Consider the following 17,268-nt stretch of genomic DNA (forward strand, 5'->3'; position numbering starts at 1 on the left):
GCGATCGGGGTTCCGGTTCCTGTTCGGGTTCCTGTTCGGGTTCAGGTCAGTCCGGCGGCCAGGGCTTTTTCCGTGGCCGTCCGCACCGCCGCCTCCTGTTCCGGGAGCAGGGGCATTCTCGGCGGGCGGCAGGGGCCGCCGTACCGTCCGGCGATGTCCATCGACAACTTGATGGCCTGCACGAACTCCACCCGGGTGTCCCAGCGCAGCAGCGGATGCAGGGCCCGGTACAGCTCGCGCGCGGTGTCCAGGTCCCCGGCGACGGCCGCCCGGTACAGCCGTGCCGATGCCTGCGGCAGGGCGTTGGGGTAGCCCGCGATCCAGCCCTTGGCGCCCGCGAGCGCCAGTTCCATCAGGACGTCGTCCGCCCCGGCCAGGAGGTCGAGGCCGGGGGCGAGTTCGGCGATCCGGTACGCGCGCCGGACATCGCCGGTGAACTCCTTCACCGCCCGGATCAGCCCCTCCGCGTGCAGCTTGGCGAGCAGCTCCGGTACGAGGTCCACTTTGGTGTCGATGGGGTTGTTGTACGCGACGACGGGGAGGCCGGCGCGTGCCACTTCGGCGTAGTGCGCGAGCACGGAACGTTCGTCGGCGCGGTAGGAGTTGGGGGGCAGCAGCATCACGGCTTCGCAGCCGGCGTCCCGGGCGTGCTCGGCCCAGCGGCGGGACTCGGCCGAGCCGTACGCGCCGACGCCGGGGATGACGCGGGCGGGGCCCACGGCCGCGACGGCGGTCTCCACGACCGCGGCGCGCTCTTCGGGGGTGAGGACCTGGTATTCGCCGAGTGAGCCGTTGACGACTACGCCGTCGCAGCCGTTCTCCAGGAGCCAGGTGCAGTGGTCGGCGAATGTGGCGTGGTCGATGGTGAGGTGGTGGGGGGTGAGGGGGAGGGCTGTGGCTACGAGGATGCCGTGCCAGGGGGTTTTGGGCATTTGGGGGTCCTTTGGGTGGGGTGGGGTTTGGGTGAGGGTGGGTGGAGGTGTGCGGGTATGTGGGGGGTTTCGCGCAGTTCCCCGCGCCCCTGAGGGGGGTGGGTGGTGGGGGTGGGTGGGGGCGTGCGGGTTGTGGGGGGTGTTTGCGCAGTTCCTCCCCCAGAGGGGGTACCCCCAGCGCCCCTGGTAGGTCCCCTGTTAGGTCGGTTGTTGGGGTGGGGTGGTGAGGGTGTTCAGGGGGATGGGGTGGGGGAGGTGGGGGTGGGTGGGGGGTAGGGGGGATTTGGTGAGGGTGGTGAGGGCGGGGGTGCAGACGCGGCCCTGGCACCAGCCCATTCCGGCTCGGGTGAGCAGTTTCACCGTGCGCAGGTCCCCGGCGCCGAGGGTGTCGGTGGCCTCTCGTACCGCTCCGACGGTGACCTCCTCGCAGCGGCACAGGATCGTGTCGTCGGTGACCCGGTCCGGCCAGTCGGGGGGTGGGGCGTAGGCCCGTTCGAGGGCGGTGGCGACGCGGCGCATCCGGTTCCGGGCGCGTACGGCGGCCGGGTGGGCGTCCGGCGTGGTGCCCGTGAGGCGGGCGGCGGCGGAGCGGCCCGCGAGATGCCCCTCGGCAAGGGCGAGGGCGGCGCCGCCGACCCCGGTCGTCTCCCCGGCGGCCCAGACGCCCGGGACATCGGTGCGCTGTTCGTCGTCCACCCGGACGCGGTCGCCGTCCAGGGAGCAGCCGAGGGCCCCGGCGAGATCGGTGTGCGCCAGCATGCCGTGGCCGACGGCGAGGGTGTCGCAGGGGATCCGGCGGGTGGCGCCGGTGGCGAGGGAGACGACGGTGACCGCGTCGAGCCGGTCGCGGCCGTGGGCGGCGACGACCGTGTGCCGGGCCAGGACCGGGACCCGGCGGCGCAGCAGCGCGGCGGCGTAGGCGGCGGCCTCCGGTGCCTTGGGCAGCAGCGCGCGGGCCTCCCGCAGGACGGCCCGCGGATCGGCGGACTCCACCAGTGCGGCGATCCGCGCGCCCGCCGCCGCGAGCCCGGTGGCGACCGGCAGCAGCAGCGGGCCCGTCCCCGCCACGACGACCGTACGGCCCGGCAGCACCAGCCCGCCCTTGAGCATGGCCTGCGCCCCTCCGGCGGTGACCACCCCCGGCAGGGTCCAGCCGGGGAAGGGCAGGACGCGCTCGTAGCCCCCGGTGGCGAGGAGCACGGCGTCGGCGGGGTGGGCGGTGCCCTCGTCCCGGGCGGGGCCGCGCAGGGCGTGGAGGGTGATGCCGCCCGCGGGGCGTGGCTCGACGTGCCACACCTGGTGCTCGGTCAGATGCCGGACCCGCCCGGCCCGCAGCTCCCGCGCGAGCCCGTCGCGCAGCCGCTCCCAGGTGCGCCACTGGTGGTGCAGGGCCTGCGGGCGGCGGGCCCCGAGCGCGGGCGCGGGCTGCCGGTAGAACTGCCCGCCCGCGCCGGGCGCGGAGTCGAGGAGCGTGACCCGGACGCCCCGCGCGGCGGCGGCGAGGGCGGCGGCCAGCCCGGCGGGGCCCGCCCCGATGATGGCGAGGTCAGCCATCGTGGCCCGTCCCCTCCTGGGTGCGGATCTCGGCGCCGGGCGCGGCCGGGATGAGGCAGGCCCGCTGGTTGGGTCGGCCGTCGACGGTGACGAGGCAGTCGTAGCAGACCCCGATCCCGCAGAAGACGCCGCGCGGGGCGCCGCGTTCGCGGGTGGTGCGCCAGGAGACGATCCCGGCCGTCCAGAGCACGGCGGCGACGGTCTGGCCGGGCAGGGCGGGGAGCGGACGGCCGTCGAAGGTGACGGCGAAGGGGGCGCGGGGGCGGGCACGGGTGAGGGAGAGCGGGGTGTCCACGGTCACTTCGCGGGGTCGGGTCATGGCTGCTTCACGGCCTCCGGTCTCGGCTTCCGGTCACGGCTTGTGGTGATGGGTGGCTCACGGCCCCGGGAATCGGTCGGGGCGCAGGGCGTGCAGGTCGAGTGCGGGGCGGCGGCCGGTCATCAGGTCGGCGATCACCTGCCCGGTGCCGGTGGCGAGCCCGATCCCGGCGCCCTCGTGCCCGCAGGCGTGGAACAGCCCCGGCACCCGGGGGTCGGCCCCGACGGCGGGCAGATGATCGGGGAGGTAGGGGCGGAAACCGGCGTACGCCCGCAGCACCCGCACCCGGTCGAGGAACGGGAAGAGCCGGACCGCCCCGGCCGCCAGCGCCCGCACCACCGGCAGGGACAGCGACCGGTCGAAGCCGACCCGCTCCCGGCTGGCCCCGATCAGCACGGGACCGGCGGCGGTGGACTCCACGACCGGCGAGGTCTGGAGCGCGGCCGAGTCGCTGGCCACATCGGCGACATAGTCGGCGGCGTACACCTTGTGCCGGATCCGGCGGGGCGGCAACGGCTCGGTGACCAGCACGAATCCCCGGCGCGGCAGCACCGGCAGCACCACCCCGGCGAGGGCGGCGACCTCCCCGCCCCAGGTCCCGGCGGCGTTGACCACGAAGGGGGCGTGCAGGTCCCCCCGGTCGGTGCGGACCCCGCGCACGGCTCCGCCGGGGCCGCGCAGCACCTCCACGACCGTCCGCCCGGTGCGGACCCGGGCGCCGGAGGCCCGCAGCAGATGCGCGGCGGCCAGGGCGGGCATGACCTGGGCGTCCTGCGGGTAGAGCACGCCCCCGACAGCCTCCGGCGTCAGGTCCGGCTCCAGCTCCCGCAGCCGGTCGCCGCCCACGCTCTCCGCCCGCACCCCGCGGGCCCGCTGGGCGCCGGCGAACTCCTCCAGCGCGGCGAGCCCTTCGGGGTCCCGGGCGACGACGATCCCGCCCTTCGCCTCGTACTCGATCGCCGCCCCGATCTCCTCGGCGACCTCGCTCCACAACCGGGCGGACAGCAGGGCGAGTTCGAGTTCGGGGCCGGGTGCCTTGTCGGAGAGGAGCAGGTTGCCCTCCCCGGCCCCGGTGGTCCCGCCGGCCACGGAACCCCGGTCGACGACCACCACGTCCAGCCCGGCCCGCCCGGCGTAGTACGCACAGGCGGCACCGACCATGCCCGCTCCCACGACCACGACGTCGCAGGTGAGTTGCTTGCGCATGGCAGTAATATGTCACACAGCACTGATGCCGGGAATACCCTGCGCCCGACGGATCGCAACCCCTCCCCCCGGGGGTCCCTCTCCCCTTTTCCCTCCCGCTGTCCTGTCCCCGTGGGGTGCGGAAGGGGCCGCCGCACCCGGCAGGTGCGACGGCCCCTTCCGCGCCCGGGGTGCCGGGCGGCACGCCCTACGGCTGCGGGCTCCACTTCGCCACGAGCAGCTTCGGATCCAGCTCGTTCACCAGGTCGGCGCTGCTGATGTACACCTTGTTGCCCTTCAGAGCGACCGAGGTGGGTGAATTGATCCCGTCCACGAAGGTCGTGTTCGTGCCGTCGGGGTGCACGACCACCACCTTGTTCTGCCGGTTGATCGCGGCGAGGATCTCGTCGCCGTTGCCGGTGAACACCCAGTCGTCGATCCCGGTGAGGCCGGTCGCCTTGATCTCCAGCGTGCCCGCGGAGCCGTCCTGCTGCATCGGGACGCGGGTCAGCAGGCCCGCCTCCGCCTGGGCGACCCAGAGGGCGTTGTCCTTGATGTGGAGACCGTTGGCGCCGAAGCCCTCCGGGGTGGCGGGAGCCAGGACGGGGGAGCTGAGCCACTCGGTCGCGGTGCCGTCCTCGACCTTCCAGACGACACCGCTGGAGGAGTCGGTGAGGTAGAAGACGTCCCCGTCGACCGCGAGCCCGTTGGGGACGGTCACGTCCGGCAGCGCGGCGTACAACTGGGGCGTGCTGTTGCCCGGGACGATCCGGTACAGGCCGTTGGGGTCGTTGCCGCTGCGGTGCAGGACGTACAGATATCCGTCGGCCCCGCGCACCATCCCCGCGGCGGTGCCGCCGTCGAAGCTCGCCAGGACGTCGACGGTGCCGTCGGGGAAGACCCGGGCGACCTGCCCGGCCCAGAGCAGGCTCACGACGACCGAGCCGCCGCTCTCCAGCACGATGTTGTCGGGCTGCTGCATCTGGCCGATGTCGAAGGAGGCCATCACGCGCACCTGTGGGGCCGTCAGACCGGCCGTCGCCGACGTGGTCTCCGCCGGGGTGGTCTCCGCCGGGGTGGCGGCCGACGCCGCGGTGAAACCGCTCAGGGTGAGGGCGGCGGCGGAGGCGACCACCACGGCACCGCGGACGGCCTTTGACATGCGAAGCATTACCGCTCCATTGGTGAAAGGAGTGTGTGTTCCGGTGACGCGAACACTGTGGCACGGGATTTCCGCCGCCGGAGCGATGACAGGGAGTTCACAATGTGCCTTTTCTTGTGGCCAGTTGGCGTGCGCGGGTCGATTCCGCTGTGGTGCTGAGTCCCCTCATCCCTGGTCAGGGATGAGGGGGTGGGTGTGCCGTCCAGTGTGGCCGCCAGGCTCCGGAATTGCCGTGCGGGCGGCGCGCGGCGAATTTCGACAGGTGATCGACAGACGCGTTCCGGTCTTTTCTCGGAGAGCCTTGGGGGATTCTTGGGAAATCCTCAGGGGAATTCCAGGAAAGCTCCACGAAAGTCCCAGGGAACGGACTCCATGAAAGTCCCAGGGAACGGAAAAGAGCCCCCGGCCCGCGGCCGGAGGCTCCTCCCGTGCACATCGGTGTTCCGTCAGCCCTGCCCCGGCCCCCGTACCGGGATCGAGGTGAACGTCGGTGCGGGGGCCGGGTCCTGGAAGAAGTCGTTGCCCTTGTCGTCCACCACGATGAACGCCGGGAAGTCCTCGACCTCGATCTTCCAGACCGCCTCCATGCCGAGTTCCTCGTACTCCACGACCTCGATCTTCTTGATGCAGTCCTGGGCGAGGCGGGCGGCCGGGCCGCCGATGGAGCCGAGGTAGAAGCCGCCGTGCGCGTCGCACGCGTCGGTGACCTGCTTGCTGCGGTTGCCCTTGGCCAGCATCACCTTGGAGCCGCCGGCCGCTTGGAACTGCTCCACATAGGAGTCCATCCGCCCGGCGGTGGTGGGGCCGAAGGAGCCGGAGGCATAGCCCTCCGGGGTCTTCGCGGGGCCCGCGTAGTACACCGGGTGGTCCTTCAGGTACTGCGGCATCTCCTCGCCCGCGTCCAGTCGCTCCTTGATCTTGGCGTGGGCGATGTCCCGGGCCACCACCAGGGGGCCGGTGAGGGAGAGGCGGGTCTTGACCGGGTACTTCGTCAGCTCGGCGAGGATGTCGTCCATCGGGCGGCGCAGATCGACCCGGATCACGTCCGCCGCCTCCGCCGCGTCCTCAAGGTGCTCGTCCGTCGTCTCCGGCAGGAACCGCGCCGGGTCCGTCTCCAACTGCTCCAGGAAGACGCCCTCCGCCGTGATCTTCGCGACCGCCTGCCGGTCCGCCGAGCAGGACACGGCGATGGCGACCGGGCAGGACGCGCTGTGGCGCGGCAGCCGCACGACCCGTACGTCGTGGCAGAAGTACTTGCCGCCGAACTGCGCCCCGATGCCGATCCGCTGGGTCAGCTCGAAGACCTTCTCCTCCAGCTCCTTGTCCCGGAAGCCGTGCCCGAGCGGCGAACCCTCGGCCGGGATCTCGTCCAGATAGTGCGCGGAGGCGTACTTCGCGGTCTTCAGCGCGTACTCGGCCGAGGTGCCGCCGACGACGATCGCCAGGTGGTACGGGGGGCAGGCCGCCGTACCCAGGGAGCGGATCTTCTCCTCCAGGAACCGCATCAGGGACGCCTCGTTCAGGACGGCCTTGGTCTCCTGGTAGAGGAACGACTTGTTGGCGCTGCCGCCGCCCTTGGCCATGAACAGGAACTTGTACGCGCCGCCGTCGGTGGCGTACAGCTCGATCTGGGCCGGGAGGTTGGAGCCGGTGTTCTTCTCCTCCCACATGGTCAGCGGGGCGAGCTGGGAGTAGCGGAGGTTGAGCCGGGTGTAGGCGTCGTGGATGCCCCGGGACAGGGCCTCCTCGTCGCCGCCCTCCGTCAGCACCTGCTGCCCGCGCTTGCCCATCACGATCGCCGTGCCCGTGTCCTGGCACATGGGCAGGACCCCCGCCGCCGCGATGTTCGCGTTCTTCAGCAGGTCCAGGGCGACGAACTTGTCGTTCGCGGACGCCTGCGGATCGTCGATGATCCGGCGGAGCTGCGCGAGGTGGGCAGGGCGCAGATAGTGCTGGATGTCATGGATGGCCTCGGCGGCGAGCGTGCGCAGCGCCTCCGGCTCGACCCTGAGGAACGTGCGCCCGTCGGCCTCGAAGGTGGAGACACCCTCGGCGGTCACCAGCCGGTACGGGGTGGTGTCCTCTCCCATGGGGAGCAGATCGGTGTACGCGAACTCAGGCATTTCGGCCCATTCCTCACTTAAGCAGGCAGCGGCTGACGTCCATTGGCAGCGTCCTCCAGCGTAGGACGTGCCACCGACAGCGTGTCGGTGAGGTTGGCCTCAGCCGATGGGGCGGGGGCGTAATCGCCGCGCGGGCGGGGTGTCGCGATCTATCGTGTTTGGGTACGCTGCTGTCGTGGACCTTGAGAAGCAGCCCAGCCCCCGTCCCGGCCCGTCCCCCGCGCCCTCCGCGCCGTCCGCTCCCGCCGCCGCCCCGGCCGCCGAGCTGCGCGCCTCCGACGCCGAGCGCGACCGGATCGCGGACATCCTGCGCGAGGCCATGGCCGAGGGCCGGCTGACCGCCGAGGAGCACGCCGAGCGCATCGACGGCGTCTACCGGGCCAAGACGGTCGGCGAGCTGGAGCCGCTGGTCCGCGATCTGCCCGGCGCCCACCGTGACCCCGCCGCGAGCGCCTACCGGCCCGCCCCGGCCCGCCCGACCGCCGGCGCGATCCCGGAGGAGGCCGACGAGAACGTCGTGGCGGTGTTCAGCAGCGCGGTCCGCAAGGGCCGCTGGCGCGTCGGCCGCCGGGTCCACGCCTACGCGGTCTTCGGCAGTGTGGAGATCGACCTCAGCGAGGCCCTCTTCGAGCACCAGCAGATCGTCATCAAGGCGTTCTCGGTCTTCGGCAGCGTCGAGATCCGGGTCCCGGAGAATGTGTCGCTGCGCGGCAACGGCGGTGGTGTGCTGGGCAGTTTCGAGGTGCGCACCCTGGACTCCGGCGAACCGCAGGCCCCGGTGGTCTTCGTGGACGGCTGGGCGGTCCTGGGCAGCGTCGAGGCCCGGCCCAAGTACGGCAAGTTCGTCGCGGACATCGTCGACAAGGTGCAGCGCAAGGTGGAGAAGATCCAGCGCAAGTACCTGTGATCCGGCACAAGTACCTGTGATCTGGCGCCGGTCGGGGGTTTGCGATGGCGTACCCGATCATTGACGGTCGTGAATTCCCGTGCCGAAACGAACGCTTCCGGATTGCGTACCGCTCAAGAACCGCCAGGATCCCCGGGGTTGGGAACTCCCTGCATAGGCGCGCGCACAGCGGGTAGACCTTGCTGCATCGTCTCTCGCTCGCGAAGCCGTCGTCAGGAGTAGACCGTGCTGCAACCGCCGCATTCGTCCTTGCAGGTCGCTGCCGTGCCGGCCCAGCGGGAGCCAGCGCGGGACAGGGACCAAGACGCCCCCTGGCACACCGAAGCGGTGTGCCGACGCGACGAGGCCGGCCTGTTCTTCGCCCCCTCCAAGGAACCCACCGCCGCCCGGCTCTCCCGCGAGGAGGCCGCCAAGCGGGTCTGCGCCCGCTGTCCGGTCATGGTCGAGTGCCGGGAACACGCCCTGCTCCAGCCGGAGCCCTACGGCGTCTGGGGCGGGCTCACCGCCGCCGAGCGCCGGGTGGTCCTGGCCCGGCGGCGGCGCCGCGAGATGGAGCTGAAGAAGACGGCGCGGACGACGGGCCGCATAGCGCAGGCAGGCTGACGGGCCGGGCGGGAGCGAGGGGAGCGCGCCCACCGCACCGGGGACGCTCCCGAGTCCCATGGACCGGCGCTACTACCGCTCCGGCCCACTCCACCCCGTACTCGCCTCTACTGCGCCCGCTCGAAATTGACCGCGCTGTACGCCCGCAGCTTGCGCAGTTGATGCTCGGAGTCGATCTTCCGTACGGTCCCCGACTTGGACCGCATCACGATCGACTCGGTGGTCGCCGTCTCCGACCGGTACCGCACGCCCTGGAGCAGCTCGCCGTCCGTGATCCCGGTCGCCACGAAGAAGACGTTCTCCCCAGAGACCAGATCGTCCGTGGTCAGCACCCGGTCGAGATCGTGGCCCGCGTCGATCGCCCGCTGCCGCTCCTCGTCGTCCTTGGGCCACAACTTGCCCTGGATGGTGCCCCCGAGGCACTTCACCGCGCAGGCCGAGATGATCCCCTCCGGCGTCCCGCCGACCCCGAGCAGCAGATCCACTCCCGTGCCCTCGCGCAGCGCGTAGATCGAGCCCGCCACATCGCCGTCGGAGATCAGCTTGATGCGCGCACCCGCATCCCGGACCTCCTTGATCAGCCCCTGGTGGCGCGGCCGGTCCAGGATGACGACCGTGACATCGCCCGGCTGGCGCCGCTTCGCTTTGGCGATCCGCTTGATGTTCACCGCGACCGGGGCGTCGATGTCCACGAACTCGGCTGCCTCCGGCCCGGTGACCAGCTTGTCCATGTAGAACACGGCCGACGGGTCGAACATCGAGCCGCGTTCGGCGGCGGCCAGCACGGCGATCGCGTTCGGCATGCCCTTGGCCGTCAGCGTCGTCCCGTCGATCGGGTCGACCGCGATATCGCACTCGGGGCCGGTGCCGTCGCCGATCCGCTCCCCGTTGAAGAGCATCGGCGCCTCGTCCTTCTCGCCCTCGCCGATGACGACGACGCCGTTCATCGACACGGTCGAGACCAGCGAGCGCATGGCGCGCACCGCGGCACCGTCGGCGCCGTTCTTGTCGCCGCGCCCGACCCAGCGGCCGGCGGCCATCGCGGCGGCCTCGGTCACCCGGACCAGTTCGAGGGCGAGGTTGCGGTCGGGGGCTTCGGAGGGCACATCGAGTTCGGACGGCATGTGATGCTGCTCGGTCATCGGAACGCACCTTTCTGACTGATACGACGACGGCCGGATGAGGGTTTCGGCGTCGACTCTATCCCCAGGCCGACAAAATGAGCAGGGCACCCTTCGGATGAGCGGAGTGGGGGGTGCGGGCGGGGGCGGACCGGGCACCTGCGACGATAAGGACGTGGCAGGTACGAACGGCAAGCAGAAGACGGTCCGGGACATGATTCTCTCCCTGGGCCTGATCGTGCTGGCGGCATACGTCATCTATCTCTTCATCCCGCACGACGACACCGAGCCGGAGACCAAACCGGTGGACTACCGGGTGGAGCTGCTGACGGCCCAGCGCGCGGCGTCCTACCCGGTGGCGGCGCCCGAGGGGCTGCCGGACACCTGGAAGCCGACCTCCGTCCGCTACCAGGGGCAGGACGGCGAGGCCTGGCACCTCGGCTTCAGCGCCCCCGACGGTGAGTACGTGGCGGTCGAGCAGTCCACCCAGGCCCGCGCCCGGTTCATCGACGACACCAGCCGGGGCGGCGACGAGACCGAGGTCACCCAGGACATCGAGGGCCGCACCTGGATCCAGTACACCGGAGGCCGCTACAGCGCGCTCGTCCTGGACGGGGCGGACGGCTCGGACGGCTCCACCACGATGGTCATCGGCACGGGTTCCTTCGGCCAGCTCGCGACGATGGCGCAGGCGCTGAAGCTGGACTGACCGGGCCGGTGGGCGGTGACGGTACGGAGATGGCCCCCGGCGACCAACTGCCGGGGGCCATTGTCATGCGCGCGTGCGTGCCGAGGGCCTGGCCTCAGACCGTGGTGACGACCTCGTCGTACGACAGGCGCGGGGAGCGCGGGAACCAGGCGTCGGGGCCCGGGTTGCCGATGTTGACCACCATCAGCGGGGTGTGGTCCTCGTCCAGGAACTCCTTGCGGACGCCCTCGAAGTCGCAGCCGGTCATCGGGCCGGCGGCGAGCCCGGCGGCGCGGACGCCGACGATGAAGTACGCGGCCTGGAGGGACGCGTTCAGCGCGGCCTGGTTCTCGCGGACGCCGCGGTCGCCGAAGAAGGCGTCCTTGGCCTGCGGGAAGTGCGGGAAGAGGCGCGGCAGCTCCTCGTGGAACTCGTTGTCCGCGGAGAGGATCGCGACCAGCGGGGCGGCGGCGGTCTTGTCCCGGTTGCCCTCGGCCATGTGCTGCACCAGCCGCTCGCGGGCCTCGGGGGAGCGGACCAGGGTGACCCGCAGCGGGGACTGGTTCATGGAGGTCGGGCCGAACTTGACCAGCTCGTAGATCGCCTGCACCTGCTCCTCGGTGACGGGCTCGTCGGTGAAGGAGTTCGCGGTGCGGGCCTCGCGGAAGAGCAGGTCCTGGGCGGTGGGGTCAAGGGCGAGCGACATGGAGGGGCACTTCCTGTACGGCGGGTCCGGCTGGCTTCGGGGGTACAACCGGCTGACGGGACAGACGTTACGCCGTAGAAGTTTCAAGCTTCAACCAAAACCGGGGTGACGTGATCCGCTTCACAGAAACGGACCGCGGTCCGCCTAGTGTCTATTCGTCCGGGTCCCCCGCAGATGCGGTCCGTGCGGGTCCGGTGCCTTCGGATGGGGTCCCCGCGGGTGCGGTCCCCGCGGATGCGGTCCCGTCCCCCTCCGTGAGGGCCGCGTCCAGCCGGGCGCGGGCGCCCTCCAGCCAGCGGCGGCACACCTTCGCCAGCTCCTCGCCGCGCTCCCACAGCGCGAGCGACTCCTCCAGCGTCGTACCGCCCGCCTCCAGCCGTCGTACGACCTCGATCAGTTCGTCGCGCGCCTGCTCGTAGCCGAGCGTCTCGTCCACCTTGCTGCTCATGCCGTCCACCCTAGACATCGCCTCGGACATCGGTACCGGTGTCCGTGCCGGTATCGGTGCCGACCCGTACCGGGAACTCGCCCTCGGCGACGCGGGCCCGCAGCGGCTCGCCGGGGGTGACCTCGCCGGGGTCGCGCACGACATGGCCGTCGGCCCTCTGGAGCACCGCGTAGCCGCGTTTCAGGGTCGCCGCGGGGGAGAGGGCCACCACGCGCGCGCGGGTGTGGCCCAGCTCGGAGTCGGCGCGGTCCAGGAGGTGGCCGAGGGTGCGGCGGCTGCGGGCGAGCAGCGCGTCGAGCCGGTCGGCGCGCTCGTCGACCATCCGGTGCGGGTCCTGTATCGACGGCCGGGCCAGGGCCTGCGCCAGCCCCCGCTCCTCGCGCTCGACGAACCCGACCACACAGCGCCGGGCGCGGGCGCGCAACTGCTCCACCCGCTCCAGCTCCTCGCCCACGTCCGGGACGACCTTCTTGGCCGCGTCGGTCGGGGTGGACGCCCGCAGATCGGCCACGTAGTCGAGAAGGGGGGTGTCGGGCTCGTGGCCGATCGCGGAGACCACCGGGGTGCGGCAGGCGGCCACCGCGCGCACGAGCTGCTCGTCGGAGAAGGGCAGCAGATCCTCGACGCTGCCGCCGCCCCGGGCCACGACGATCACCTCCACGTCCTCGTGCGCGTCCAGCTCCTGGACGGCCTGGACGACCTGGGGGACCGCGTGCACCCCCTGCACCGGGACGTTGCGGACCTCGAAGCGGACGGCGGGCCAGCGGTGCCGGGCGTTCTCCAGCACATCGCGCTCCGCGGCGGAGGCCCGACCGCAGACCAGGCCGATGAGCCGGGGGAGGAAGGGGAGCGGTTTCTTCCGGTCGGCGGCGAAGAGCCCCTCACCGGCGAGCCGCTTCTTGAGCTGTTCGAGCCGGGCGAGGAGTTCACCGACGCCGACCGGGCGGATCTCGGTGGCCCGCAGCGAGAGCTGCCCCCGCGGGGCGTACCACTCCGGCTTCGCCAGGACGACCACCCGGGCGCCCTCCGTGACGACATCGGCCACCGCGTCGAAGACCTGGCGGTAGCAGGTGACGCCGACGGAGATGTCGTGCGAGGGGTCGCGCAGGGTCAGGAAGACGACACCGGCGCCGGGGCGGCGGGAGAGCTGGGTGATCTGCCCCTCGACCCACACCGCGCCGAGCCGGTCGATCCAGCCGCCGATCAGGCGGGAGACCTCGCCCACGGGGAGGGGCGTCTCGGCGGAGGAAATTGCTGCCATGCGGTGAGGGTAGTGGGAGGGGGTGACAACGGGTGGGCGGCGTTGGACGGACGGGCGGTACTGGACGGGGGCGCCCGGGGTTCAGTCCGCCCGGCCCCGTTGCACCACCAGCACCCCCGCCCCCACCGCCAGCCAGATCGCACCCACCACCTGGGCCGTGCCGCTGGCCGTCACGATCACCGTGATGGTGATCGCCGCGCCGGTCACCGGCATCACCACATGCCGCCACCAGCTCACCGGGCCGCCCCGGCGCCGGACCGCGAACCAGCTCACCACGCTGGCGTGCAGCAGGGTGAAGGCGGTGAGCGCGCCGATGTCGACAACCGAGACGAGATGGTCCATGCCGTCGCTCGCCCGTGCCGCCCACACCGCCGCCACCAGGGTGATCACCGCCGCGCACAGCAGCGCCACCCGGGGCACCCCGGAATCCGTGCGGGCCAGGGCCCGGGGCAGGCGCCGGTCGCGTCCCATCGCGAACAGCAGCCGTCCCGCCGCCGCCTGCCCGGCCAGCGCCGCGAACGCCGCCCCGATCGCCTTGCTCACCGCCACCAGATCGTGCAGCCAGCCCCCCACCGAGGTGTCCACGGCGTCGTAGAAGGCCGTCCCCTGCCGGCTCGGGTCGGCGGCCAGTCCGGCGCTGGTCACCGGCTCCAGCAGGGCCACCAGATAGGTCTGCGCGACAAAGAGGAACCCGGCCAGCGCCAGACAGAACAGCACCGCGCGGGCCACCTTCGCCGAGCCCCCCGTCACCTCCTCCGCGAACGACGCGATGGCGTCGAAGCCCAGATACGACAGCACCGCCACCGACACCGCCCCCAGGACCGCCGACAGCGCGAACGCCCCCTGGGAGCCGTCCCCGGTCAGCGGCGACAGCCACCCCCGCTCCGCCCCGTCCCGCGCCAGCACCACGATCGCCGCCACCACGAACACCAGCAGGACGACGATCTCCATCGCCAGCACCAGGAAGCCCACCCGCGCGGCGGCCCGTACGCCCCACAGGTTGAGCAGGGTGGTGACCACGACCGCGACGGCCGTCCACACCCAGCGGGAGACCTCCGGGACCAGCGCCTCCATGGCGATCCCGGAGAAGAGATAGGCGACGGCCGGGATGAGCAGGTAGTCCAGCATCGCCATCCACCCGGCGATGAACCCGGCCTCCCTGCCGAGCGCCGCCCGCGCGTACGCGAACACCGAGCCCGCCAGCGGCACCACCCGCACCATCTGCGCGTAGCTGAACGCGGTGAAGGCCATCGCCACCGTCGCCACGATGTACACCAGCGCGACCGCGCCGTGCGAGCGGGCGTCCAGGGTGCCGTAGATCCCGACCGGGGCCATGGGGGCGATGAACAGCAGCCCGTAGACGACCAGGTCCCGGAAGCCCAGACTGCGCTTCAGCCGGTGCCGCTCGTCGGCCGGGGGAGCGGTGGTGCCGGACTCGGACATCTGATCCTCCGCTGATCCTCCGCGGCTGACGCTCCGCGTACGTGCTGGCGCTCGGCGTGCGCGCTGACGCTCCGCGTGCGGGCTGGCACTCCGCGTACGGGCTGGCGCTCGGCCCAGTCTCCGCCGCCCACTCCCCGGCGCCGCCGAGACCCGCCGGGCCCGCCCGGATGACGCCCGTACGATGGGACGCATGACTGCTTCGACTGGCCGCCGTGTCCTGCTCGCCGCCCCCCGGGGCTACTGCGCGGGAGTGGACCGCGCGGTGATCGCCGTCGAGAAGGCCCTGGAGCAGTACGGGGCCCCGATCTATGTCCGGCACGAGATCGTGCACAACAAGTACGTCGTGCAGACCCTGGAGCGGAAGGGCGCCGTCTTCGTCGAGCGCACCGAGGAGGTCCCCGAGGGGAACATCGTGATGTTCTCCGCGCACGGGGTGGCCCCCGTCGTGCACGAGGAGGCCGCGCGGGGCCGCCTGGCCACCATCGACGCCACCTGCCCGCTGGTCACCAAGGTCCACAAGGAAGCCGTCCGCTTCGCGAACGAGGACTACGACATCCTCCTCATCGGCCACGAGGGGCACGAGGAGGTCATCGGCACCTCCGGCGAGGCCCCCGACCACATCCAGCTCGTGGACGGCCCCGCCGATGTCGCCAAGGTCGAGGTCCGGGACGAGTCCCGGGTCGTCTGGCTCTCCCAGACCACCCTCTCCGTCGACGAGACGATGGAGACCGTCGACGCGCTGAAGGAGAAGTTCCCGCAGCTCATCTCGCCGCCCAGCGACGACATCTGCTACGCCACGCAGAACCGCCAGCTCGCCGTGAAGCAGATGGGCGAGGAGGCGGAGCTGGTGATCGTGGTCGGCTCCCGCAACTCCTCCAACTCCGTGCGCCTGGTCGAGGTCGCCAAGCTGGCCGGTGCCCGCGCCTCCTATCTGGTCGACTTCGCGAGCGAGATCGAGGAGGGCTGGCTGGACGGGGTGACCACGGTCGGCGTGACCTCGGGGGCGTCCGTGCCGGAGGTGCTGGTGGAGGAGGTCCTGGAGTGGCTGTCGCAGCGCGGGTACGCGGATGTGGAGCTGGTGAAGGCCGCCGAGGAGTCGATCACCTTCTCCCTGCCGAAGGAACTGCGCCGGGACCTGCGCGAGGAGGCGGCGACGCTGGTGGCGGAGCGCGGGGGGTCCGGGACGGCGGAGTAGTGCGCGGAGGGGGGTCCGGGACGGCGGAGTAGTGCGCCGAGCGGATTCACGCCCCCGGCGTGCGCCCGTTCGGGAAGTGACCGTCAGTGGTCCGTCGTAACGTGGAGCCATGCAGATCTTCGGCGTGGACATCGGCGGTTCGGGCATCAAGGGCGCCCCTGTGGATCTCGACAGGGGCGACCTGGCCGAGGAGCGCTTCAAGGTGCTCACCCCGCACCCGGCGACACCGGACGGCGTGGCCGACGGCGTACGGCAGGTCGTGGAGCACTTCGGCTGGACGGGCCCGGTCGGGCTGACCTTCCCGGGCGTCATCACCGGCGGCCACACGGTCCGTACGGCGGCCAATGTGGACAAGAGCTGGATCGACACGGACGCGCGGGCCCTGTTCAGCGGGGCGCTCGGCGGGCTGCCGGTGACGGTCGTCAATGACGCGGACGCGGCGGGCGTCGCCGAGATCGCCTTCGGCGCGGGCCGCGACCGCGCGGGCACGGTGATCCTGCTGACCTTCGGCACCGGCATCGGCAGCGCCGTCTTCGTGGACGGCGTCCTGGTCCCCAACACCGAGCTGGGCCATCTGGAGCTGCACGGCCACGACGCCGAGAAGCGCGCCTCCAGCAAGGCCAAGGAGGACCACGATCTGACCTGGGAGCACTGGGCCCACCGGGTGCAGAAGTACCTCGCGCACGTGGAGATGCTCTTCTCGCCGGAACTGTTCATCATCGGCGGCGGAGTGAGCCGCAAGGCCGACAAGTTCCTGCACTTCATCGAGGGCATCCAGGCGGAGATCGTCCCGGCGCAGCTCCAGAACAACGCGGGGATCGTCGGGGCGGCGATGCGGGCGGCGAAGCCGGAGTAGCCGATACGGGTCTCGCTGATACGGGGTCGGGGTCTCAGCGCTGCCGCGCCGGGACCCGTCGCCGCCCCCTCCCGCCGACCCCCGGCACCCTCCGCCGCGCCCTGTCCCGCACCTTCCGTACGGTCGCGATGGACCCGGCGACGAGGGTGCCGCCGTAGAGCCACCCGGCCTCGGTGGCGAGGGCGGTGAACAGCCCCATCAGCCGCTCCAGGACCCCGCCCCCCTCGGCGAGGGGCAGCAGCCCGACGGCGAAGGCGATCGGTACGACGACGGGCGCGGTCACCAGATCGCCGGGCCGCACCCACAGCGCGGTGAGCGCGCACACCGGCAGGAACAGCACCCCGTACACCGTCACCGAGCCGCCGAGGAGCAGCCCGGTGAGCAGGGCGAGGACCAGCATCACGCCGACACAGAAGAGCCCGCCGCCGAGCCCGGTGAGGCGGGGACCGGGCAGCCGACGCCCGGACACTCCGGCGGACGGCGCAGCCCCCCGACGCACAGCACCCCCTCCACGCCCACCCCCACCTCCACCTCCGGCCCCCCTGGACCGCTCCCCGGCCCGCCCCTGCGGCGGCACGGGCGTCACGCGCCGCGCAGACCCACTCCCCTGCCGTACCGGACCGCGCACCGGACCGCCGCGACGGCTCTGCCCACCCTGACTCGACCTGCGTTGCTCCACTGGACCAACTTAGGTCGGTTTATGTGCCGAATAGGCCGACAGACACGCCGGTGAGGAGTGCTTGGCCCGCTGTTCGAACGTCCCGT

The 17,268-nt window shown here is 72.1% G+C and carries 17 protein-coding genes; 5 read left to right on the plus strand and 12 right to left on the minus strand.

Going from position 1 to position 17,268, the window contains the following annotated elements:
* Positions 1 to 41: 41 nt before the first annotated feature.
* The 6 genes from AB0O01_RS22060 to AB0O01_RS22085 all read right to left on the minus strand — a co-directional run bounded on the left by AB0O01_RS22060 (position 42) and on the right by AB0O01_RS22085 (position 7,275).
* On the minus strand, positions 42 to 932 hold the full coding sequence (locus AB0O01_RS22060; protein ID WP_365315699.1) for a dihydrodipicolinate synthase family protein: 891 nt from the start codon (positions 930 to 932) through the stop codon (positions 42 to 44).
* A gap of 198 nt (positions 933 to 1,130) precedes the next feature.
* Positions 1,131 to 2,486, minus strand: a complete 1,356-nt coding sequence (locus tag AB0O01_RS22065; protein WP_365315701.1) for an NAD(P)/FAD-dependent oxidoreductase — start codon at positions 2,484 to 2,486, stop codon at positions 1,131 to 1,133.
* A complete protein-coding gene (locus AB0O01_RS22070; RefSeq protein WP_365315702.1) occupies positions 2,479 to 2,805 on the minus strand; it encodes a (2Fe-2S)-binding protein in 327 nt (108 codons plus the stop codon). Before AB0O01_RS22070 ends, AB0O01_RS22065 begins: the two co-directional genes overlap by 8 nt.
* A gap of 57 nt (positions 2,806 to 2,862) precedes the next feature.
* The gene (locus AB0O01_RS22075) at positions 2,863 to 4,011 is read right to left on the minus strand and encodes an FAD-binding oxidoreductase (RefSeq protein WP_365315704.1); all 1,149 of its coding nucleotides are present in this window, start codon (positions 4,009 to 4,011) and stop codon (positions 2,863 to 2,865) included.
* Between the two features lie 187 nt (positions 4,012 to 4,198).
* Positions 4,199 to 5,161, minus strand: coding sequence for an SMP-30/gluconolactonase/LRE family protein (locus AB0O01_RS22080; RefSeq protein WP_365315706.1), 963 nt, complete (start codon positions 5,159 to 5,161; stop codon positions 4,199 to 4,201).
* A 437-nt stretch (positions 5,162 to 5,598) separates the two neighbouring features.
* A complete protein-coding gene (locus AB0O01_RS22085; protein ID WP_365315708.1) occupies positions 5,599 to 7,275 on the minus strand; it encodes a fumarate hydratase in 1,677 nt (558 codons plus the stop codon).
* 175 nt (positions 7,276 to 7,450) lie between these two features.
* Between AB0O01_RS22085 and AB0O01_RS22090 the strand changes: the two genes are divergently transcribed.
* Positions 7,451 to 8,182 (plus strand): DUF1707 domain-containing protein, encoded by a 732-nt coding sequence (locus tag AB0O01_RS22090; RefSeq protein WP_365315710.1) that lies wholly within the window; start codon positions 7,451 to 7,453, stop codon positions 8,180 to 8,182.
* A 225-nt stretch (positions 8,183 to 8,407) separates the two neighbouring features.
* A complete protein-coding gene (locus AB0O01_RS22095; RefSeq protein WP_365315712.1) occupies positions 8,408 to 8,785 on the plus strand; it encodes a WhiB family transcriptional regulator in 378 nt (125 codons plus the stop codon).
* Positions 8,786 to 8,892: 107 nt separating this feature from the next.
* On the opposite strand, the gene glpX is transcribed toward AB0O01_RS22095, so the two are convergent.
* The gene (gene glpX / locus AB0O01_RS22100; RefSeq protein ID WP_355748072.1) at positions 8,893 to 9,927 is read right to left on the minus strand and encodes a class II fructose-bisphosphatase; all 1,035 of its coding nucleotides are present in this window, start codon (positions 9,925 to 9,927) and stop codon (positions 8,893 to 8,895) included.
* A gap of 154 nt (positions 9,928 to 10,081) precedes the next feature.
* On the opposite strand from glpX, the gene AB0O01_RS22105 reads away from it, so the two are divergent.
* Positions 10,082 to 10,615 (plus strand): DUF4245 domain-containing protein, encoded by a 534-nt coding sequence (locus tag AB0O01_RS22105; protein WP_365315714.1) that lies wholly within the window; start codon positions 10,082 to 10,084, stop codon positions 10,613 to 10,615.
* Positions 10,616 to 10,709: 94 nt separating this feature from the next.
* On the opposite strand, the gene AB0O01_RS22110 is transcribed toward AB0O01_RS22105, so the two are convergent.
* From AB0O01_RS22110 to AB0O01_RS22125, 4 genes are all read right to left on the minus strand, one after another.
* The gene (locus AB0O01_RS22110) at positions 10,710 to 11,300 is read right to left on the minus strand and encodes a malonic semialdehyde reductase (RefSeq protein WP_365315715.1); all 591 of its coding nucleotides are present in this window, start codon (positions 11,298 to 11,300) and stop codon (positions 10,710 to 10,712) included.
* A gap of 151 nt (positions 11,301 to 11,451) precedes the next feature.
* Complete coding sequence (locus tag AB0O01_RS22115; RefSeq protein ID WP_365315716.1) at positions 11,452 to 11,748, minus strand: exodeoxyribonuclease VII small subunit; 297 nt, start codon at positions 11,746 to 11,748, stop codon at positions 11,452 to 11,454.
* 10 nt (positions 11,749 to 11,758) lie between these two features.
* Positions 11,759 to 13,009: an exodeoxyribonuclease VII large subunit gene (gene xseA / locus AB0O01_RS22120; RefSeq protein WP_365315718.1), complete on the minus strand. Its 1,251-nt coding sequence runs from the start codon at positions 13,007 to 13,009 to the stop codon at positions 11,759 to 11,761.
* An 81-nt stretch (positions 13,010 to 13,090) separates the two neighbouring features.
* Positions 13,091 to 14,452: an APC family permease gene (locus AB0O01_RS22125; RefSeq protein ID WP_365315720.1), complete on the minus strand. Its 1,362-nt coding sequence runs from the start codon at positions 14,450 to 14,452 to the stop codon at positions 13,091 to 13,093.
* A 181-nt stretch (positions 14,453 to 14,633) separates the two neighbouring features.
* Here AB0O01_RS22125 and AB0O01_RS22130 point away from each other — a divergent pair, with 181 nt between their 5' ends.
* Both AB0O01_RS22130 and ppgK read left to right on the plus strand, forming a co-directional pair.
* On the plus strand, positions 14,634 to 15,647 hold the full coding sequence (locus tag AB0O01_RS22130; protein ID WP_365315722.1) for a 4-hydroxy-3-methylbut-2-enyl diphosphate reductase: 1,014 nt from the start codon (positions 14,634 to 14,636) through the stop codon (positions 15,645 to 15,647).
* A 109-nt stretch (positions 15,648 to 15,756) separates the two neighbouring features.
* Positions 15,757 to 16,503, plus strand: a complete 747-nt coding sequence (ppgK, locus tag AB0O01_RS22135) for a polyphosphate--glucose phosphotransferase (RefSeq protein ID WP_365315723.1) — start codon at positions 15,757 to 15,759, stop codon at positions 16,501 to 16,503.
* Positions 16,504 to 16,537: 34 nt separating this feature from the next.
* Here ppgK and AB0O01_RS22140 read toward each other — a convergent pair whose 3' ends face one another.
* A complete protein-coding gene (locus AB0O01_RS22140; protein WP_365315725.1) occupies positions 16,538 to 17,182 on the minus strand; it encodes a DUF6542 domain-containing protein in 645 nt (214 codons plus the stop codon).
* Positions 17,183 to 17,268: the final 86 nt, after the last annotated feature.

This window comes from Streptomyces sp. NPDC093252 (genome assembly GCF_040683675.1).
Lineage (GTDB): Bacteria > Actinomycetota > Actinomycetes > Streptomycetales > Streptomycetaceae > Streptomyces.

What these genes read in the sequence shown, in the direction of transcription:
- AB0O01_RS22060 (WP_365315699.1), bottom strand. Translation starts at nt 932, where the DNA reads ATGCCCAAAACCCCCTGGCACGGCATCCTCGTAGCCACAGCCCTCCCC.
- AB0O01_RS22065 (WP_365315701.1), bottom strand. Translation starts at nt 2,486, where the DNA reads ATGGCTGACCTCGCCATCATCGGGGCGGGCCCCGCCGGGCTGGCCGCC.
- AB0O01_RS22070 (WP_365315702.1), bottom strand. Translation starts at nt 2,805, where the DNA reads ATGACCCGACCCCGCGAAGTGACCGTGGACACCCCGCTCTCCCTCACC.
- AB0O01_RS22075 (WP_365315704.1), bottom strand. Translation starts at nt 4,011, where the DNA reads ATGCGCAAGCAACTCACCTGCGACGTCGTGGTCGTGGGAGCGGGCATG.
- AB0O01_RS22080 (WP_365315706.1), bottom strand. Translation starts at nt 5,161, where the DNA reads ATGCTTCGCATGTCAAAGGCCGTCCGCGGTGCCGTGGTGGTCGCCTCC.
- AB0O01_RS22085 (WP_365315708.1), bottom strand. Translation starts at nt 7,275, where the DNA reads ATGCCTGAGTTCGCGTACACCGATCTGCTCCCCATGGGAGAGGACACC.
- glpX (WP_355748072.1), bottom strand. Translation starts at nt 9,927, where the DNA reads ATGACCGAGCAGCATCACATGCCGTCCGAACTCGATGTGCCCTCCGAA.
- AB0O01_RS22110 (WP_365315715.1), bottom strand. Translation starts at nt 11,300, where the DNA reads ATGTCGCTCGCCCTTGACCCCACCGCCCAGGACCTGCTCTTCCGCGAG.
- AB0O01_RS22115 (WP_365315716.1), bottom strand. Translation starts at nt 11,748, where the DNA reads ATGAGCAGCAAGGTGGACGAGACGCTCGGCTACGAGCAGGCGCGCGAC.
- xseA (WP_365315718.1), bottom strand. Translation starts at nt 13,009, where the DNA reads ATGGCAGCAATTTCCTCCGCCGAGACGCCCCTCCCCGTGGGCGAGGTC.
- AB0O01_RS22125 (WP_365315720.1), bottom strand. Translation starts at nt 14,452, where the DNA reads ATGTCCGAGTCCGGCACCACCGCTCCCCCGGCCGACGAGCGGCACCGG.
- AB0O01_RS22130 (WP_365315722.1), top strand. Translation starts at nt 14,634, where the DNA reads ATGGGACGCATGACTGCTTCGACTGGCCGCCGTGTCCTGCTCGCCGCC.
- ppgK (WP_365315723.1), top strand. Translation starts at nt 15,757, where the DNA reads ATGCAGATCTTCGGCGTGGACATCGGCGGTTCGGGCATCAAGGGCGCC.